An 18623-nucleotide genomic window follows, 5' to 3' on the forward strand; every position below is an offset into this window, starting at 1 on the left:
CTCCTGCCACCCGAAAACTTGCCGATCCTCGAATGGCTCGGTATCAAAACGTCAAAATCACTGTGATGAACCACTAGTCGCGACCTGCCGATCTGGATTGCCTCGACCGTGATTGACGCGCCGGCCGTTCCATTGTTGTTATCGGTCTCAACGAAACAACAGCGCCGGGCAGGAAACCATGAGCAAGACCTCCAACATCAGAAGCATCGAAACGCTCGCCTGCGATGCCGGCTGGCGGAATTACCACTTCGTCAAGGTGACGACCGAAGGCGGCATCGTCGGCTGGAGCGAATTTGACGAGGGTTTTGGCGCGCCCGGCGTCACGGCCGCGATCGAGCGGCTGTCGACGCGGATCGTCGGCAAGAACGCGCTGCAGCATGAGCGCATCTATGCGGAATTGTTCTCCGCGACCCGGCCGGCCGCCGGCGGCGTGGTGGCGCTGGCGCTCGGCGCGATCGAGAACGCACTGCTCGACGTCAAGGCAAAGGCGCTCGGCGTGGCCTGCTATGAACTGCTCGGCGGCAAGATCCGCGACCGTATCAGGGTCTACTGGTCGCATTGCGCGACCTGGCGCATCAACCATCCCGACTGGTACAAGCCGGCCATCACCGACCTCGACGGCGTCAAGGCGATCGGCCGCGAGGTGCGCGAGAAGCGCTTCACGGCGCTGAAGACCAACATCTTCGTCTATACCGACGGCAAGCCGCAGGGCTGGCGGCCGGGCTTCGGCGCGCCGTTCGAGCCCGAGATCAATGTCGACCGCAAGGTGCTGCGCAATCTCTGCATGCATTTGGAGGCGATCCGCGACGGCGCCGGGCCCGATGTCGATCTCCTGCTCGACCTCAACTTCAATGCCAAGACCGAAGGCTATCTCAAGATCCTGCGGGCGATCGAGAAGATGGACATGTTCTGGGTCGAGATCGACACCTTCAACCCGCAAGCGCTCGGCTACATCCGCCGCCAGAGCCCGCATCCGATCTCCTCCTGCGAGACGCTATTGGGCCTGCGCGAATTCCTGCCCTACTTCACCGAACAGGCGATGGACGTCGCGATCATCGACACGCCCTGGAACGGCGTCTGGCAATCGATGAAGATCGCGAACGCCGCCGAGCATTTCGAGGTCAACGTCGCCCCGCACAATTTCTACGGCCACCTCTGCACCATGATGAACGCGCATTTCTCCGCGGCAGTGCCGAATTTGCGGATCATGGAAACCGACATCGACCGGCTCGCCTGGGATCATGAGCTGTTCACTCATGTCCCTGAAATCGTCGACGGCCACCTCGTGATTCCGAACCGGCCGGGCTGGGGCACCGAGCCGAACGAAGAAGGCCTGCGCGCGCATCCGCCGAAGAGCAAGGGCGGATTGCTGAATTACGGACAGGCTGGGAAGAAATAGGCCGCCGCTCTTCGTGACCCGAGCAGCCGGCCTCTTAGGGTTCGATCGGAAGATCGGCCTCGAACAGACGATTGAGATCACCGATCAATGCAAGACCATTTTCGCGCGCTCTAACCGCTGAATTGATCCGCTCTGACGCAGCCGCCTGGAACGCCATATAACCATGGTATCGCGGCCGAACATAGGATTCCTCGAGCGTCGCGCGTGTGCTCCGATAGAATTCCGCGGTCGCGCTGTTGACGACCGGATCGTCCCAGGCACTTGCATGTCCGGGCTGGCCGCCGGCTGCGGCGTAAGGTCCACGCTGTACCTCTGCGCTCGCGACCCAATAGGCAAAATCGATCGCGTGCATCGCGTGCGGCGTCTTGGCGGAAACGGCAATTCCGGTACCGCCAAGCGCGGCGCCAATCGGCTTGCGCGAGCCGATCGTCGGGATGTTGGCGAAACGGATCAGTCGTCGGCGAAAGGCAGTCTGGGCGTAGGACACGTAACCGTAGATGAACGGAACACAGTCGATTTCCGAGGCATCATCGACCATCCTTTCGAACACCGCGATCGGATCGCGGTCGAGGTCCGCGGGATCGATCAATTCGGCGAGTTCGCGGATTCTGCGCCACACTTCGAGGCCCGTCTCGGCATCCACGAACCGGGAACGTTCAATGCCGCATGGCTGGCCGAGATGCGCTGCGAGCGTATAGAACAGCATGAGGGAATGCGGCGGCCGGAGCGGGAGGGCCACTCGCCCGCGCCGCGCCAGTTCCATCACTTCGGTGAACTCCGACGGAGCTTGCGCCAGCCGGTCCGGTCGAAACGCCTGGACTTGGGTGGCCGCGTCGATCGGAAATGCCCATTGTCTTCCATTCCACCTATATGAAAGGTACGACGGGCCGACGGATGCGGCCTCGAGCACAGTCCGCTCCGTCGCGCGGCCCGTGACATCCAGCGGCAGCAGGCACTTCTCCTCGGTGACTTGCCCGACATGCGGATGATCGATCACAATCAGGTCATAGCGGTTGGCGAGCTCCATCACCGGGAAGCTTTCGAAGTCCTGAAGCGAACGCTGCTCCCAGGTGATGTTCACTCCGCTGCGCCGTCGCCATATCTCCGAGCACGCGACCAGCGGATCGTAGCCGCGCGGATGGCTCCACGTCATGCCCTTGAGATGGATCACAGCCCGAACTCCCGGCGAAGCGCGGCCGAATGCTCGCCGATCTTCGGCGCCGCCTGATCGCCCTTCGGCCTGAAGCCGTCGAGACGCAGCGGCACGCGCGTGGTCCGGATGCTGACATCCTCGCGCGACACGGTTTGCAGCATATCAAGCGACTTGAAGCCCTCACTCTCCAGCAATTCAGGCCAGGTGAGGACCTTCGCGCACCAGATGTCGGCGGGCTCGAGGATCGAGAGCCAGTCGTTACTGGTTCGCTCGGCCAGCCGAAGGGCGATGATGGTCTTGATAGCGTCCCGGTCATTGAACCAGCTCGCCGGGTCGTCGCGATAGGGAGCGAGCGCATCCAGGCCGAGCAAGTCGGCGAGCTTCGGGATCGGCGCCATCGCGATCGCCAGGAACCCGTCCTTGGTTGGATACACACCATATGGCGCGGCCAAATAGGCATGAGCGCTGCGACGCGCGGAGCGGCTGGGCAGTCGTCCGCCGTCATTCAGATGTACCGTAAGCACCTCGAGCTGGAAGTCGATGAGCGCTTCAAGCAAGCTTGTCTCCACATGAGCGCCCTCACCAGTCACGCCGCGTCGGACCAGGGCAGCAAGAACACCCTGGGCCATCGTCGCGCCAGCCATCATGTCGGCAACCGCAAGCCCGAAAGGGACCGGCCCTTGGGCATCGTCGCCATTCAGCCACATCACGCCGGACCGGGACTGTGCCAGCAGGTCCTGGCCCGGGCGTTGCACCCACGGCCCCTCCTTACCGTAACCCGTGATGGACGCGTAGACGATGCGCGGATTGAGCGCTCTCACGGCATTGTAGTCGAGCCCGATCCGCTCGATGACGCCGGGACGGAAATTCTGAACCACAACGTCCGCGCGCGCGAGGAGCGTGCGCAGCGCTGCCAAATCGTTCGGGTCCTTGAGATCGAGGGCCAGACTTTCCTTGCCGCGGTTGATCGCGTGGAAGATCGTGGAGTCACCGCCGATCTCTGCGTCGCTGAGATACAGGCGACGGGACAGGTCGCCGCTCTCCGGCCGTTCGACCTTGATCACCCGTGCTCCGAGGTCGAGCAGGCGGAGGCAGCAATAGGGACCGGATAGAAATTGGCTCAAGTCGACGACCAGAAGACCTTCGAGGGGGAGCGTCGTTTCGAACATCGGGCCACCTTCTGTCGGACAAGTTCTCGCTCGCAGCGCCGGACTGCAGAAGCACCCCTGCGGTTGATCCGCTCCGGGGCTATCATTCTTATATGAATATGGTACTTATAAGTAAATGGCAAGCTCCGACGTGACGAATACCGGGTGGGCACCCGCAACCTGAGAATCACTGGCAGGGCACTAGGTCGGCGGACTTCAGGCTACGCCCGCGGCAGCGGAAATCTCGCCTGCCGTCGTGAGCAGCATCGCGAGAATATCGTCTCGTAGTGGCGCATCGTCGCGGTCGAGGCGACGAATATGCGGACAGGTAAGCGCCGCAAGCGGGATTCCGGTCGAGCTGAGAATGGGAACGGAAATATTGGTGACGCCGGCCGTTTGCTGGCTTGGACGAACCTCGTAGCCTCGCTGTCGCACCTTTGCGATGATTTGCTCGAACCTTTCCGGTGAAGTCTCGCCGGGAATAGGCACTCGCTCGTCGAGCATCAGCTTGCGCTCCGTCTCAGTCACGAAGGCGAGCAAGACGTGGCCCGATCCGGTGTTCAGCAGGCTGATATGCGAACCCACCCGTATCGAGAGCCCCCAATATCCCGGAGCATCGGTCTGTGCGATCACCACTCCGCTGCCCCGGTCATAAACCACCATGTGGCAGGCCTGCTCCGCCTTACGCGTGAAGCGGCGCATCGCAGGGAGCGCGAGACTTACGAGGCGCCGCATGGGTGGATGCCGATGAGCCAGCCCAAACAGCTTCAGGGACAGTTCGTAGCGATCTTCGCTGGTCCGCACGACGTAGTACCGCCGCACCAGCCGATCCAGCATCCGGTAGATCTCGTTGGGTGAACGGTCGAGTGCCTTTGCGATTTCGGCCTGCGAGAGCCCCTCATCGGTACTCGACAAGAGTTCGATGATGTCGAGGCCCTTGTCCAGCGCAGGCGCCTTGTAAAGCTCTTCCGTCGTCTCATGTGTCTTTGTCATCGCTCACCCGCGGCCCATGGGCGGCGACAATAGCACACGACCGGATTGCCGCCGGACTGCGCCGCCGACGTTTTCGACGGCTTTTTCGGGACACTTGACATTCTTCCATATATGAAAATACTTTCCATATTTGAATAATGGCGCGCAGGAGCCTTCGCGGCGTCGCTTGCTGCGTCGGGAGGACGTCAAGGAGTTTCACGCATGATCGTGAGCGAGCTTTTTTTCGAGGATTACCAGATCGGCTTCAGCCGCCGCACCCTCGGCCGCACGATCACGGAAGCCGACATTGTGATCCACGCCGGCCAGACTGGCGACAATTTCCCGCATCATATGGACGCCGAGTGGTGCGCCAAGCAGGATTTCAAGCAGCGGATCGCACACGGAACGCTGGTCTTCAGCGTCGGCATCGGCATGACGGCGTCCACGATCAACCCGCATGCAATGTCCTACGGCTACGACCGATTGCGGTTCATTCGCCCGGTCTTCATCGGTGACACCATCACCGTCAACGCAAGCATCACGACCAAGCGCGACCACGCCAAGCGCGCCGATGTGGGTGTGGTCGTCGAAACGGTTGAGATGCTGAATCAGTCCGACGAAACCGTGCTCGTCTGCGAGCACCTCTATCTCGTCAAGCGAAGGCGGCCCGGCGACGAGTGCCGCAAACCGCATTGAGACATTGCGGAAGACAACAAAGCTTAAACAAAGGGAGGTCCGATGATGCTGCAGAATACCCAGGATTCGCCGCTAGAGAGCGCGATCCAGCGATCCGCATGGCGCTTGCTGCCGTTCCTCATGCTGATGCTTGTCCTCGCATTCCTCGATCGGGTCAATATAGGCTTCGTCAGGCTCGCCTATCAGGCCGATACGGGTATCGGGGACGCTGCCTATGCTTTCGGAGCAGGCATTTTCTTTATTGGTTATGCCCTGTTCGAGGTGCCCAGCAATCTCATCACGACGCGTGTCGGCGCACGCACCTGGCTCGCGCGCATCATGGTGAGCTGGGGACTGATTTCCGCCGCGATGATATTCGCGCGTTCGGACACCGTCTTTTATGTCCTGCGCTTTCTCCTCGGAGTCGCGGAGGCTGGCTTTTACCCGGGGGTGCTGCTCTATCTGACCTACTGGTTTCCGGCCAAGCAACGAGCGCGTGCGACCGGCCTGTTCTATCTCGGCGTCCCCCTCTCACTCGTATTCGGGAGCCCGCTCAGCGGTTTGTTGCTGCAATTCGATGGGGTGTTGGGTCTAAAGGACTGGCAGTTCGTTCTTGCAGTCGAGGGGATGGCCGCAGTCGTTGTTGGCTTTATTGCCTTCTTCTATCTTTGCGACCGGCCCGCGGAAGCGGCCTGGTTGACGCCGGCAGAGCGCAAGGCGCTGTCCGACGAAATCGCGCGGGAGGAAGCTCTCAAGGCGGGGCAGGTGAAACACTCGGCCCTCGGTGTGCTCAGGGATGTGCGGGTTATCGCCTTTATCGTGGTCTACTTCTGCTTCCAAATCGGCACCTCGCCGTTCTCTTTCTACTTCCCTTCAAAGCTCGCCTCGGCCATGGGGGGCAAAGTCGACTTTACGATCGGCCTCCTGCTGGCACTTCCCTGGCTGTGCTCGGCGATAGTCACGCTGCTTGCGACCGCATACGCCGATCAGCATGAGAATCACCGCCAGGTCGCTGTCGTGCTGATCATCGCCGGCGTTCTGGCATCGGCTGCCGTCGGATTCACCAACAATCCGGTTCTGCTGATGATCGCCTTCTGTATTGCCGTCCCGGGGCTGACCTCGTCGCAGCCGGTCTTTTGGAGTCTGCCGACGCAGTATCTGAGCGGCATCGGCGCGGCGAGCGGGATCGCCTTCATCGTATCCCTGGGCAATCTGGGCGGGTTCTTTTCGCCACAGATCAAGACCTATGCCGAGCAGGCCCTTGGCAATAGCAGCGTCGGCTACTTGGTCCTGTCGGTGATTGCCGCCGGTGCCGCAGTCATCCTGCTGGGTCTGCCGCAAAATGAACCGCGCACCCGCTTTGCGCCGCCGCTCGCCAAATTAGACGCCGCAGCGAGGAAGGATCCTGCCTAGAGCATTTTCGGTTCTGATGGAATCAGAACCGAAGCTCTAGATTCTTGTTGTGACGCGTTTTCTTCACGCGAACCGGTGTCCACTTCGCTCGAAAACGCTCTAACCGGTTCGGAGCAATGCGAAGGCAGATCGGGAAATCAAAGGATCGGCTGAGAATGCCGGCCGTTCGGAAGAGGGCAAGATGAGCAAACGTCTTGGTGGAAAGACCGCCGTTGTGACCGCGGCCGGAAATGGTATCGGGCGCGCGTCCGCAATGATGCTTGCCGCAGAAGGGGCGATGGTGTGGGCGACGGATATCGACCAAGTCGCGCTCGACGAGCTGAGAAGAGATGCAGATCCCGGCTTGCTTCTCCGAACTCATCGCCTGGATGTGCTCGATCCGGTCGAGGTAAGGCAATTCGCCGAATCGCTCAGACCGATCGACGTTTTGTTCAACTGTGCAGGCTACGTGCACGCAGGAGATATTCTGCATTGCGAGGAGAGCGCTTGGGATCTGAGCTTCGAATTGAACGTGAAAGCGATGTATCGCACCATCCGGGCGTTTCTTCCCGCGATGATCGAAGCTGGCCGCGGCGGCTCCATCATAAACATGGCGTCCGTTGCTTCGAGCGTGAAAGGTGTCTCGAGCCGTTGCGCCTACGGCGCCTCCAAGGCGGCCGTGATCGGTCTGACGAAATCCGTTGCGGCAGACTTCGTATCCCATCAGATTCGTTGCAACGCCATTTGCCCTGGCACTATCGAGTCACCTTCTCTGCAAGCGCGCATAAAGGCACAGGCGCTGAAGGATGGGCTGGACGATGCTGCAGCACGTCAGAGCTTTACGTCGCGGCAGCCGCTCGGGAGACTTGGTCGACCCGACGAGGTCGCGGCTCTCGTCACATATCTTGCTTCGGATGAGTCGGCGTTTACAACAGGAGCGATCCACATCATCGATGGCGGCTGGTCAACTTGAGTAGCTCGACTGGCTCGGTAGTTAGAGCGTTTTCGAGCGAAGTGGACACCGGTTCGCGTGAAGAAAACGCGTCAAAACAAAAACCTAGAGCTTCGGTTCTGATTCCATCAGAACCGAAAATGCTCTAGGCTCTGGCTCCAGACCGGGACGACGGAGCGGCATTTCGTCCCGCGCAATCACTTATCCCCCGGCCCGTTCAAGAATGCGCTTTCGACGACGTCGCCGATCGGTTGCCAGACATTGCCGTCGAACTGCACCAGCCGCATCTGCTTGATCGGGCGGAAATCGGTCGGGCCGGTGTTGATCGCGATGCCCGGCAGCGCGACCGGGTTGAGATAGTTCTTCAAGGACGCAGCCTGTAGCATGATGTTCTCGCGTGACAGATCATCGCCGCACTGGTTCAGCACCTGGACCAGGGTCTCCGCCGCGGCGTAGCCGAAGATGGCGTAGCTGTCCTCCTTGTCGCCGTCGGGATAGTACTTGTCCATGAAGGCCGACCATGCCTTGATCGGCGGGTCTTCCTTCCATGCAGCATCGTCGGCATCCTTCAGGAAGGATGTCGAGATCACGCCGAGCGCATTCTGCAGCCCCGCCGGCCGCAGCGCGCTCGCGATCGAGGCCGAGGCATTGTCGAGGATGAAGACCGGATGCCAATCCAGATCGGCGGCAATGCGGATGGCGCGGGCGGCGATCGCCGGTGCCCCGTTGAAGACCAATATGTCGGCACCGGAATCCTTCAATATCTTGATCTGCACCTGGATCGAGGTCTCGGACGCATCAAAGGCGAGATCGGCGACGATCATGCCGGCGGTATCCCCGAGCCCCTCCTGCAATCCCCTGAACAGATCGCGCCCGAACTGATCGTTTTGCCAGAGCACGGCGATCTTGCGGTCGGGATAGGACGCCTGGATGTAATTCGCATAGATCTGGCCCTCGGCGCGGAAGGTCGGCTGCCAGCCCATGCTCCACGGAAATTTCTTCGGATTTGCCCATTCCTCGTCGCCCGAAGCGACGAACAATTGCGGGATCTTCTTGTCGTTGAGATAGGTCCGGGTCGCGAGATTGCTCGGCGTGCCGAATGAGCCGAACATCAGCAGCACGTTCTCCTTCTCGACCAGGTCGCGCGTCTGCTGAAGTGCAGTGCGCGGATTGGAGCTGTCGTCGACGGAGATGAACTTGATCTTCCGTCCGTTGATGCCGCCGCGCTCGTTGACCATGTCGAAATAGGCGGCCTCTGCCCTGCCGATGGTCGCGAAGGCCGCCAGCGGGCCGGTGTAGGGCATGACGTTGCCGATACGGATTTCATTATCTGCGGCGCCTCCCTCGGACGCCTGCTGTGCGCTGGACGGCGCCCACGCGAGAAGCAGTGCGGCGACGAGGGACAGCGACAATCTTGCTTTTGTTCGTTGCATCAGCATCGCCTCAAACCTGCTCTGATAGCAGCCTGCTGCGTTTTCCCCACCCACAACAATAGCGCGTAAATATGGGCAGAGAAATGAAATGGTGCGTTGCAGCGATCGAGCGATCATGGACGGCCGGCGCCGAAAGGAACTTCCATCGACGCCAACAAAGCGGAGAACATCGGCTATTTTATCGCCGCCGCCCGGGACGTATAGATCAAAAACACCACCGTGCCGGCCAGCAGGGCCGCGGCCATGAACATCATCACCGCCGGCAACCCGTAGAGCGCCGCCACCGCGCCGGTTATGGACTGCATCAGCGCCGCGCCGAGGAAGAAGGAGAGATTGATCGCCGAAAGCGCTTTGCCGGCGCTCTGGGCGTCAACGAGCTGCCTGGTCATGCCGTAGAGCAGCGGCTGCGCCGACACGGCAAGACCGATCAGGACGAACAGGACCAGATCATATTGCGGCGGCATGACGGCGACGCCGAACAGACCAGATACCGGGTAACCCGGAGCTCCCAGGGCCAGCAGGAGAAGCAGCAGCGCCGATGCGAAATGGGTCGCCGCAACCACGGTGCGCCGGTGGCCGAGCCTGCGATCGACCATGCCGATGCAGACCGGCCCGACGATCAGCGCCAGCGTGAACAGTCCGAGTTGGTTGCCGGCTTCGATGCGCGTGAGCCCCTTGACCTCCATCAGCCACGGGCCGCCCCACAATCCCCTCAGCACCAGCGACGCCGCCAGCGAGACCAGCGACAAGGCGACGAGGCCCCGGAGCTGATGGGACAGGCCAAGGCGCAAGACTTCCATCATTTGCGAAAGCGGCGACGAATCGTCCTTGTGCTCGGCCGGCTGTTTCGGCACCAGCGCGAACACTGCGATTAACACCGCGACGCCGCCAATCGCCGATATCCAAAACCCGGCCCGCCAGCCAAAACGGTCGACCACGAAGGCCAACGGGCTCGACGACAGCAGCATGCCGATGTTGCCGATCGACAGGATCGCACCCGACCACAGGCCAAACTGCATCGGGGAAAGCTGTTTCGCAGCCAGCGTCATCGGGCACATCAGCATGCCTGATGTCGCGATCCCCAGGATGAGCTGGCCAACGAGGAAGCTCCCCGGTCCGGTCGCGAACGCGGATGCCATCGCCCCGAAGATGGTTCCGACGAGCAGGCTGAGCGAGACCGGGCGAACGCCGAAGCGATCCATCGCGGCGCCGACGGGAACCTGCGATGCGGCAAAGGCGAAATGGTAGATCGAGGTCAGACTCGCGAGCGTCTGCGGCGGCGTCGCGAAATCGGCGGCCATCAGGTCGAGGCTGATGGCCGGGATCGTCCGCAGCAGAGTCGATAGCATATGGCCGCAAGCCAAGGCCAACAGAGCAAAAATCAGCGTGCAGGTACTGGACCCCGCATCTTCTTTGGTAACGCCGCCCACGAATCGTCTCGTCTCCGAGGAATTTCGGGACGGCGTATCACCAATAGGCCGGGAACGCCAATCTGTGCCTAGGTATTAGGCAGCTCAGTGCTTGTGGAACACCAACGTCCGCACTTCGATGCTTTCGCGAGGCTCGGCATTAGTCGGGGTTGTGGGGTCGATGAAGGCCGTATGCGGCGCGAAGCGCGTGCGGCCGTCGGTTGCGGAATCGTAGCACTTGAGCAGCAGCGCTTCGTCCGGCGTCATCTCCGGGAAATAGAACCAGCGATGGTTCGCGTTATATTTCACCGAATAGGTCTCGCCCTGGCGGTTCGGATAGATCAGGTCGGAGGCGATCAGATCGCCCGGCGCCACCGACTGGCCGTCGGCCATCGCCAGCGGCGCATCGCGCAGCGGCCCGCGGATCGGCCGCCACAGGTTGATCACCTGCACGCGGCCCTTGACGAGTTCATTGGCCTCATCCGGCAGATGTTCGAACACACGGTTGCGGCCGGACAGATCAGTCTGGTCGACATGGACCCGCGTCGCCGGCTGTCGCGGCGTGCCGTCACGCACATCAGGTGCGCCCTCGACGCGCTTGCGCACAGTGTGGTCGAAGATGACGACGCGATCGGCCTTCAACGTCGCCTTCAGGAAGGCTTCGACGGCGGGATAGTAGACGCGCCTGATTTCGTTATCGTCGTAATAGTTCCTCACCGCGGTCGGATGCTTGACCAGCGCGAAGCCTTCGGTCGAGCGAAAACTGGTTGGCGATCAGACGGCCGTCGAAGATCGGAACGTTGTGGGGTTCGGGGAGCGCCGTCGACTTGGGCTCGCCGGGTGGCGGATCAAAGGCGTAGGTACGTGGCTTGCCCGCTACCGGGGCGAGATAGTTGAGCTCGGCAGTGACGAAGGGAAGCGACTCGATTTTGGTTTCATGCAGGCCCATGGTGGTCTCCCGGACTCCCTATTGTTCGTTCTCATCATTTTGGCCGGGTGAACCGCCCCGGCAAGGGAGCCGAAGAAATAGCAACGTTGACATTCTTGCGAGGATGAAACGTGGAAAATCCTTTTCGACGCTCTCAACTCGCCAAGCGAATTATTTCCGCTGATCACACTTTTGGGAGGTGCGGCCCACGCGTCATTGCGAGCCACCGCTCTCTCCCCGTCATTGCGAGCGCAGCGAAGCAATCCATTTCTCGGCTTGTGGAGGCATGGATTGCTTCGCTTCGCTCGCAATGACGGTTGGGGCGAGCGGTCGAGGTCGAACACTGACGCGGGCTCACAAGCCCGTGCCCTTGCCGATCGCCGTCGCGAACGAGCGGTCGACGATCTCGGCGGCGTTGAGCTGCTGCTTGATCAAGCCCCAGCGGTGATAGAGATCGATGGTCTTCTGCTCATCGCTCACGACATTGTCATCGATCGGCGTGATCTGGATCTTGGCCCGCGAAAGCCAGTTCAACGGCACCGAGGTCGGGATGTTCATCAGCTTGCCCCAGGTCTCGGCATAGCCGGCCACATTGTTCTGCGACCATGCCCGTGCCGCGGCGAGACGGCGGACGAAATCCTGCAATTGCTCGTGCTTGTCCTTGATCGCGTTTGGCGTTGCGACCTGAAAGCCGAGGCCGGGCGTGATACCCTCCGCGGTGATTACACGGCGCGACTTGAACAGCACCTCTTCCTGGCTGACATAGGGCTCCCAGGTCGACCAGGCATCGACCGATCCTTGCGTGTAGGCGACCTTGGCGTCCGACGGCGCGAGGAAGACGATCTGGACGTCGCTCGCCTGCCAGCCCCTGGATTCGAGCGCGGCCAGGATCAACTGGTGACCGATCGAGCCGCGGCCGGTCGCGATCTTCTTGCCGCGCAAATCGTCAAAACTCTTGATCGCGGATTTCTCGGGCACCAGGATCGCGAGCCCTTCGCGCGACTGCCGGACGGCGGCGATCGCCTTCACCGGCACGCCTGCCGCGGCGGCAAAGGTGAAGGGCGCATCGCCGACAAGGCCGGTATCGATCGCGCCGGCGCTGAGCGCTTCCAACAGCGGCGCGGCTGCCGCGAACTCCTTCCACTCGATCTTGTAGGGCACATCCTTGAGCACGCCGGCGGCTTCCATCACCGCCTGCGAATTGCCCTTTTGATCGCCGACGCGCAGCGTGGTTTGCGCGGACGCGATGCTCGCGCCGCCGAGCGCGAGCAGAATAGCGAGAGCGAACCGGATCATTCGGCGGCAATCCCACGCGTCGCATCGCGCGCGGCGATCAGCTTGCGCGTCAGCGGAATCAGCTCGCGGCCATAGTCGATCGCATCGATCAGCGGATCGAAGCCGCGGATCAGGAAGTGGCTGACGCCGAGGTCGTAATAATCGGCGAACACCTCGGCGACCTGCTCGGGCGTGCCGACCAGCGCTGTGGTGTTGCTGTTGGCGCCGGTCAGCTTGGCGATCTCGGTCCACAGCCGCTTGTCGATGCGCGTGCCCTGGTCGGCAAGCGCAAGCAGCCGCTTCGCGCCCGCGGTGGCATGACCGTCGGCCGGCTTGCGGTAGCCGGTCTGATCCTGCAACTCGGTGGCGCGATCGAGGATCGCCTGCGCCTTGGCCCACGCCTTCTCCTCGGTATCGGCGAGGATCGGCCGCACCGAGAGGCTGAAGCGCGGCACCGGTCGGCCATGCCTGGCGGCCGCGGCACGCACACGCGCGGTGACGTCGCGCACCTGCGCATAAGATTCGCCCCACAGCGCAAACGTGTCGGCGTGCTTGCCCGCGACCTCGACCGCGGCATCCGATCCGCCGCCGATGAAAGTGTAGATGCCACCCTTCTGATGCGGCTTGACCTGCGAAAAGCCCCGCTCGACCTGGTAGTACTTGCCGCGATAATCGAACGGCTTCTCGCTGGTCCATTCCAGATGGACGATGTCGAGGAATTCGCTGGTGCGCGCGTAGCGCTCGTCCTTGTCGTCGAGCGTATTGCCGTCCTGGCGCAGTTCGGTGGCGTTGCCGCCGGTGATGACGTGCAGCGAGACGCGGTCGGGGTAGAACTGGTCGAGCGTGGCAAGCTGGCGCGCCAATAGCGTCGGCGCCGTGAAGCCCGGCCGCTGCGCGATCATCACTTTCAACTTCCTGGTGATGCCGAGCACGTGCTGGGCGACCTGCAGCGCATCCGGCGTCGTCGAGTGAAATGCGAGCAGCGCGCGGTCGAAGCCGGCAAGCTCATGCGCCTTGGCCACCGTCTCGATATAGGGCGGATCGAGCACAGGACCGGAGCGGACGATGGTCTCCGACGCATTGTTGTTGGTGATGAAGCCGATGAACTCGACGGACATAGGGAAGCTCCGATCTTGTTGGCTGTTGTTCAGATGCCTAGCGCCAGGCGTCCGGCGGCGATGCGGGTGGAGTCATCCTGCGGGGTGTGGACGCGGCCGCACAGCACATCGCGAAAATGCCGCTCCAGCGGATTGTGTCGCGACAGACCGTGATTGCTGGCAAGTGACAGCGCGTCCTCCACCACGGCGACGGCATTGTTGGTCACCGTCAGCTTGACGATATTGGACTCGGTCGCACTCAGCGGCAAGCCGGTGTCGAACTCGCCGGCAAAACTGTCGATCAGGCGGGCATTAACGACAAGCCGCGCCTCGATGCCGCCAAGGATTTCCTGGGCTCGCGGCAATGTTGCGAGCGGGGCGCCGAGATTGGCCGGAACACGTTCGCGGAGGAAATTGATCAGCCAGTCACGCGCGGCGTGAGCGACGCCATCATAGATCGCGGCCACGAAGATGGCATGGACGGTCGCCTGGGTGACATCAGGCGCGGTCCACTCCTCCGGCTTGCGCACGTCGACCTCGTAATCGAGCGGGAACACGACGTCCTCGAAGATCACGTCGTGACTGCCGCTGGCGCGCAGGCCGAGGTGGTTCCAGGTTTCTTCGATCCTCGTTCCGGGCAAGCCCGCGGGCACCAGGAACTGGCCGACGCGGGTTTCCGGCTCGTCGGTCTTGGCCCACACCAGATACCATTTCAGGATCGGCGCGCCGGTCGAATAGATCTTGCGGCCGCTCAGCCGCCAGCCGGTATCGGTGCGGCGCGCAATCGTCGCCGGCAATCCACCTCGCGCAGGCGATCCCAGTTCGGGTTCGACACGCAGCGCGTTGATCAACGCGACGCCTTCGACCGTCTCCTTGGCAAGCTTGCGCGACAGACGTGTGGGCCAGCGCGGGCTGCGCGCCATCACCAGATGGTTGATGTAATGCATCGACAGCACCAGCGCGGTCGACGGATCGGCCTTGCCTATGATGGTAAGGATGCGCGCAGCGTCGCGCGCACCCGCCCCTGCCCCGCCAAGCGCGGCCGGGACGGTCAGCGCGAGCAGACCCGCTTTCGCGAGGTCCGCGAAATTCTCGAACGGAAAGCTGGCATCGCGGTCGTGCGCCGCCGCCCGCTCGGCGATGCCCTCGGCAAGCTGCAAGGCGCGCGCGACATGGTCCGGCGCTTCGGACGGCAGCCGCTCTTTCGCCGCCGTCGTCACCATGTCGCGTCGAGCCCAAGCAGGCCGAGAATCTGCCGGCGCAGATCGGCGAGATAGGGATCACCGCGATGACGCGGATACGGCCGATCCACCCTGATGTCGGCCTTGACGCGCGCTGGGCGGTCGCTGAGCACGATGACGCGGTTGGCAAGGAACAGCGCCTCCTCCGCATCATGCGTGACGAGCAGCGTGGTGAAGCCCTTGCGCTGCCAGAGCGAGACGATCTCGGCCTGCATGGTGATCCGCGTCAGCGAATCCAATTTGCCGAGCGGCTCGTCAAGGATGAGCACTTTCGGATCGTTAACCAGCGCACGCGCGAGCGCGACGCGCTGCGCCATGCCGCCGGAAAGCTGGTGCGGATAGGCTTTCCTGAAGGCGGAGAGACCGACCAGATCGATCGCCGCGTCGACACGCTGGCGCTGGCTTTTCAGGATGCCCTGCGCCTCCAGCCCGAGCGCGACATTGTCCCAGACCGAGCGCCAGGGAAACAGCGTCGGGTCCTGAAACACGACAACGCGCGACGGGTGCGGGCCTGCGATGCGGACCTCGTCTTCGCGCAGCACGCCGCTGCGCGGCTTCTCTAGTCCTGCGACCAGCCGGAGCAGCGTGGATTTGCCGCAGCCGGACGGGCCGAGCAGCGCGACGAATTCGCCGGGCTCGATCGCAAGGGTGACGTCATCCAAGACTGGAAGCTCGGCGCCGTCGATATCGAAGGCGTGATTGACGTGCTCGATATCGAGCGCGGCGCCGACCGCGGGAGTGGTGACGGCCTCAGCCAATGCAGCGGCTACCATTTGACGACGCCCTTCTGCCAGACCAGCAGCCGGTCTCGCGTCTTGAACAGTAGCGTGATCGCACCGGAGCAGAGGAGCGACATCACGATCAGCGCGGCATACATGTTGGCGTATGCCGCCCATCCCTGCGCCCACTGCAGATACCAGCCAAGGCCGGCCTTGACACCGATCATCTCGGCGACGACCAGCACGGCGAACGAAGCCCCGAGCCCCATGAAAAGGCCGACGAAGACATGCGGCAGCGCCGCGGGGATCGCCACTTTCAGCACCAGGAACGACGGCTTTGCTCCCAGCGTCCGCGCGACGTCGTAATAGGCGTTCGGCACGCTGGCAACGCCCGACCAGGTCAGGACCGTCACCGGGAAGCCGGTCGCAAGCGCGATCAGGAAGGTGCTCGCGCTCCAGCTCGAGGGGAAGGTGAAAAACGCAATCGGCAGCCAGGCGGTCGCGGGTAGCGGACCGATGAAGCGCAGCACCGGATGCTCCCAATAGCCGACCTTCTGCGACCAGCCGATCGATACGCCGGTCAGGAAGCCGATGGCGGCCCCGATGACATAGCCGCCAAGCTGCAGCTTCACGGACGCAATGACGCTGTCGAGCAACTTTGGCAGATCATCGGTATAGACTTCCAGGATCGACTGCGGCGGCGGGAAGAACGGCAGCGGCAGCCAGCCGAATTTTGCGGTGGCGATCTCCCACAACGTGAAGAATATCCCGAGCGCCAGCAGCCACGGCGCGCGCCGGCGCAGCGCCACCCCGGCGCCGCCGAGGAAATCGGCGCCAAGCGTGCCAAGCACCGCAAGCGCTGCGATCACGAACGCGCCGATCGCAAGCCCGTGCGTTCGCGACCAGTCACCAAGATCTTCCCAATAGAGGCAGGACGCACCGAACGCCAACCACACGACGCCGGCGGCAAGGCCGGCGCTATAGCCGCCGCTGCGGAGTCTTTCGAGCCAGGCCGGGCCGGCACCTGCTGCCGCCTGTCCGGCTGCGGCCGATGCGTCAGACACTGAATACGTCGACATAGATCCGTTCCGCGAATTTCGCCGTATCGGTGCTCTGCTTGAACACCGAGACGGTCTTCAGATCGTCGGCATAACCCTTCAGCTCGCGCTTCAGGACTTCGCCAACAGGGTGATGGTGATGGGTGTGATAGCGCACCATCGCCTCGAGATCGGCGAGCGAAGCTGCCTTCGGCGCATAGGGCTGGAACGACTTCGCGGCCTTCTCCGGATTCTGCGAGGTGAACATCGCGGCGTCGAGCAGCGCCTGGGTGATCGCGCGTGCGACATGCGGCTCGTTGCGCACGAGAGAGCCGCGGAGACCGACGATGCAGCAGGTCTTGTCGCGATACTCGCCGTCGAGATTGGAGGCGACTTCCTTGTACTGGCTGTCCTTGAGCCAGAGATAGGCAAGCGGATCGGAGGCCAGGAAGGCTTGCACCTCGCCCTTCTCGACCGCGACATTGAGGAGGTTGCCGGGATAGGCGCGCCAGTCGACGTCCTTGTTCGGATCAAAGCCCTGCTTGGCAAGCTGGATCGAGAAGAAGTTCTTGTCGGGGCCGGCAAGATCGCCGACAGCGACGATCTTGCCCTTGAGGTCGGCGAGCTTGTCGACGCCGGAGCCTACGCGGGTCAGCACGCGCATGCAGCCGCCATGAGTGCCGGCGGCGATCTTGACGTCAAAGCCCTGCTCCAGCGGCTTGAGCCAGCGCAAGGCCATGCCGAGCCCGGCATCGCTCTTGCCGGTGGCGATCGCCTCCAGCAACTGGTCGGTCGAGCCGCTGTAATTGACGAGCTCAATGTCGAGGTTCTGCTTCTGGAAGAAGCCGTAGTCGATCGCGACCGGCAGCGGCGCCAGGCACACCGCGCCCGCATTCCATGACAGCTTCAATTTGCGCGGCGCACCGGTCAGCGGCGGCACATCGGATGCCGTCTTGCAGATGGGAAACTCGGAGAAGTCGATCGCCGGTACCACACCACGCGCGGAAAACGCTTGCGCACCAAAGGCCCCGATCGGCGCGGCAAAAGCTGCGGCCGCACCGGCGCGCAACAGCGTCCGCCGATCCATCGCCAATCTATTCTTCTTCTCTGCAATCGACATCTTCACCCCTGCATTCGACGTGGCTCCGCCGTTCGCGCGAGCCACTCGGCGCGCACGCATTTCGTTCAGAGCTATTGCTGTAAAAAGGCGGATTTCTCCGGCGCCATTCGCACTCAAAGCAACGCACAAATGATGCGGTGCGATCGTGTCATCGTCAATGAAATGGAATTTCGAATGTTGCGCGGGCGAAAGGGATTATCTCCACGATCCCAGCGGCAGACGATGAAACGATTTCGTCGTGACACGATTGTCGACAGCCTGCGCGCTACCCCCCAATCGCATAGGGATTTAGCCGTCTTGCAACGGCGCGCGTAGCGCTTTCTCCGCGGAGGAAACCAACGAGACGTTTTTTGTCGCGCGCCTCGCTAATTCAGATTTCCGTTTCGTTGACTGCGAGAGCTCCGCTCATACACTCGATGGAAAGCCCACGCGTTCTCTACGCAATGGGCGAGCGAAATTAAAAAAGGAGACATGAGCAGACCCACTCGCCTTCGCTCTGTTACGCGCAAGCTATCGAGTCTGAACTAGCTGGGAGTGTCACCTCCCCTTGAAAAGGGGAGGTCGGTTTGCGCTGCAAGCGCAAACCGGGTGGGGATTCTCTCTCCACGAACGCCAGCGCCCGTGGCTGACCCCCACCCCGCCCTCCCCTTGCAGAGGGAGGGAGTCGACGGTC

15 protein-coding genes and 1 pseudogene are annotated in these 18623 nt (G+C 62.4%); 4 read left to right on the forward strand and 12 right to left on the reverse strand.

Features of this window, described 5'->3' with window-relative positions; genetic code table 11:
* Positions 1-178: 178 nt before the first annotated feature.
* Positions 179-1399 (forward strand): mandelate racemase/muconate lactonizing enzyme family protein, encoded by a 1221-nt coding sequence (locus AAFX91_RS08720; RefSeq protein ID WP_394566194.1) that lies wholly within the window; start codon positions 179-181, stop codon positions 1397-1399.
* Positions 1400-1433: 34 nt separating this feature from the next.
* On the opposite strand, the gene AAFX91_RS08725 is transcribed toward AAFX91_RS08720, so the two are convergent.
* From AAFX91_RS08725 to AAFX91_RS08735, 3 genes are all read right to left on the reverse strand, one after another.
* Positions 1434-2552 (reverse strand): carbohydrate ABC transporter substrate-binding protein, encoded by a 1119-nt coding sequence (locus AAFX91_RS08725; RefSeq protein ID WP_394566213.1) that lies wholly within the window; start codon positions 2550-2552, stop codon positions 1434-1436.
* Positions 2553-2566: 14 nt separating this feature from the next.
* Positions 2567-3721, reverse strand: a complete 1155-nt coding sequence (locus AAFX91_RS08730; protein ID WP_394566195.1) for a CaiB/BaiF CoA transferase family protein — start codon at positions 3719-3721, stop codon at positions 2567-2569.
* A gap of 195 nt (positions 3722-3916) precedes the next feature.
* Positions 3917-4693: an IclR family transcriptional regulator gene (locus AAFX91_RS08735; protein ID WP_282529854.1), complete on the reverse strand. Its 777-nt coding sequence runs from the start codon at positions 4691-4693 to the stop codon at positions 3917-3919.
* Between the two features lie 201 nt (positions 4694-4894).
* Between AAFX91_RS08735 and AAFX91_RS08740 the strand changes: the two genes are divergently transcribed.
* The 3 genes from AAFX91_RS08740 to AAFX91_RS08750 all read left to right on the forward strand — a co-directional run bounded on the left by AAFX91_RS08740 (position 4895) and on the right by AAFX91_RS08750 (position 7712).
* Positions 4895-5368 (forward strand): MaoC/PaaZ C-terminal domain-containing protein, encoded by a 474-nt coding sequence (locus AAFX91_RS08740; protein WP_207234550.1) that lies wholly within the window; start codon positions 4895-4897, stop codon positions 5366-5368.
* Between the two features lie 45 nt (positions 5369-5413).
* Positions 5414-6760, forward strand: a complete 1347-nt coding sequence (locus AAFX91_RS08745) for an MFS transporter (protein ID WP_394566196.1) — start codon at positions 5414-5416, stop codon at positions 6758-6760.
* A 181-nt stretch (positions 6761-6941) separates the two neighbouring features.
* On the forward strand, positions 6942-7712 hold the full coding sequence (locus AAFX91_RS08750; RefSeq protein ID WP_130581124.1) for an SDR family oxidoreductase: 771 nt from the start codon (positions 6942-6944) through the stop codon (positions 7710-7712).
* A 176-nt stretch (positions 7713-7888) separates the two neighbouring features.
* On the opposite strand, the gene AAFX91_RS08755 is transcribed toward AAFX91_RS08750, so the two are convergent.
* The 9 genes and pseudogenes from AAFX91_RS08755 to AAFX91_RS08795 form a co-directional block, all read right to left on the reverse strand.
* Entirely contained in the window at positions 7889-9124 is a 1236-nt protein-coding gene (locus AAFX91_RS08755) for an ABC transporter substrate-binding protein (RefSeq protein WP_394566197.1), read from the reverse strand.
* Between the two features lie 173 nt (positions 9125-9297).
* On the reverse strand, positions 9298-10554 hold the full coding sequence (locus AAFX91_RS08760; protein WP_394566198.1) for an MFS transporter: 1257 nt from the start codon (positions 10552-10554) through the stop codon (positions 9298-9300).
* 84 nt (positions 10555-10638) lie between these two features.
* Positions 10639-11482: pseudogene (locus AAFX91_RS08765) on the reverse strand (CmcJ/NvfI family oxidoreductase).
* A gap of 333 nt (positions 11483-11815) precedes the next feature.
* Positions 11816-12757 carry an ABC transporter substrate-binding protein gene (locus tag AAFX91_RS08770; protein ID WP_394566199.1) on the reverse strand — a complete coding sequence of 314 codons (942 nt, stop codon included), beginning with the start codon at positions 12755-12757 and terminating at the stop codon, positions 11816-11818.
* Positions 12754-13854 (reverse strand): LLM class flavin-dependent oxidoreductase, encoded by a 1101-nt coding sequence (locus AAFX91_RS08775; protein ID WP_394566200.1) that lies wholly within the window; start codon positions 13852-13854, stop codon positions 12754-12756. Before AAFX91_RS08775 ends, AAFX91_RS08770 begins: the two co-directional genes overlap by 4 nt.
* Positions 13855-13883: 29 nt before the next feature.
* Positions 13884-15056, reverse strand: a complete 1173-nt coding sequence (locus AAFX91_RS08780) for an acyl-CoA dehydrogenase family protein (RefSeq protein ID WP_394566201.1) — start codon at positions 15054-15056, stop codon at positions 13884-13886.
* Positions 15050-15847: an ABC transporter ATP-binding protein gene (locus tag AAFX91_RS08785; protein WP_130583165.1), complete on the reverse strand. Its 798-nt coding sequence runs from the start codon at positions 15845-15847 to the stop codon at positions 15050-15052. The genes AAFX91_RS08780 and AAFX91_RS08785 overlap by 7 nt, the downstream gene beginning before the upstream one ends.
* The gene (locus AAFX91_RS08790) at positions 15841-16872 is read right to left on the reverse strand and encodes an ABC transporter permease (RefSeq protein ID WP_394566202.1); all 1032 of its coding nucleotides are present in this window, start codon (positions 16870-16872) and stop codon (positions 15841-15843) included. Before AAFX91_RS08790 ends, AAFX91_RS08785 begins: the two co-directional genes overlap by 7 nt.
* Positions 16850-17950 (reverse strand): ABC transporter substrate-binding protein, encoded by a 1101-nt coding sequence (locus AAFX91_RS08795; RefSeq protein ID WP_394566203.1) that lies wholly within the window; start codon positions 17948-17950, stop codon positions 16850-16852. The genes AAFX91_RS08790 and AAFX91_RS08795 overlap by 23 nt, the downstream gene beginning before the upstream one ends.
* Between the last annotated feature and the right edge of the window lie 673 nt (positions 17951-18623).

This window comes from Bradyrhizobium sp. 31Argb (assembly GCF_043638955.1).
Classification (GTDB): domain Bacteria; phylum Pseudomonadota; class Alphaproteobacteria; order Rhizobiales; family Xanthobacteraceae; genus Bradyrhizobium.